Consider the following 537-nt stretch of genomic DNA (forward strand, 5'->3'; position numbering starts at 1 on the left):
CTGATAGCTCAGTTGGTAGAGCACTCGACTGTTAATCGAGTTGTCACAGGTTCGAGTCCTGTTCGGGGAGCCATATGGAGAGGTGTCCGAGTTGGCCGAAGGAGCACGATTGGAAATCGTGTAGGCGTCACAAGCGTCTCGAGGGTTCGAATCCCTCTCTCTCCGCCATATTTCTTCTCTTAATAGTAAGGCCCGTTGGTCAAGGGGTTAAGACACCTCCCTTTCACGGAGGTAACAGGGGTTCGAATCCCCTACGGGTCATCGTTTTACTTAATGCAGGAATGAATTGTACATAATAAGTAAATGTTTGACATTGACTTGAATTGCATGTTACAATCACTCTTGTGTCCCATGGAGACTTAGCTCAGCTGGGAGAGCATCTGCCTTACAAGCAGAGGGTCGGGGGTTCGATCCCCTCAGTCTCCACCATAGATATTTTTGTATGACGACGCGGGGTGGAGCAGTCCGGTAGCTCGTCGGGCTCATAACCCGAAGGTCACAGGTTCAAATCCTGTCCCCGCAATAGTTTTGGAACCG

At 50.1% G+C, this 537-nt stretch carries 4 tRNA genes; all 4 read left to right on the forward strand.

The annotated features are described in order from the left end of the window. Window positions 1-76: 76 nt before the first annotated feature. The 4 genes from WH46_RS07160 to WH46_RS07175 all read left to right on the forward strand — a co-directional run bounded on the left by WH46_RS07160 (window position 77) and on the right by WH46_RS07175 (window position 523). Window positions 77-168 (forward strand) — tRNA-Ser (locus WH46_RS07160). Window positions 169-189: 21 nt separating this feature from the next. Continuing rightward, a tRNA-Glu gene (locus tag WH46_RS07165) sits at window positions 190-261 on the forward strand. A 92-nt stretch (window positions 262-353) separates the two neighbouring features. Then, a tRNA-Val gene (locus WH46_RS07170) sits at window positions 354-429 on the forward strand. A gap of 20 nt (window positions 430-449) precedes the next feature. Further along, window positions 450-523 (forward strand) — tRNA-Met (locus tag WH46_RS07175). The last annotated feature ends 14 nt before the right edge of the window (window positions 524-537 follow it).

This window comes from Paenibacillus dauci, assembly GCF_000971985.1.
Classification (GTDB): domain Bacteria; phylum Bacillota; class Bacilli; order Paenibacillales; family Paenibacillaceae; genus Saccharibacillus; species Saccharibacillus dauci.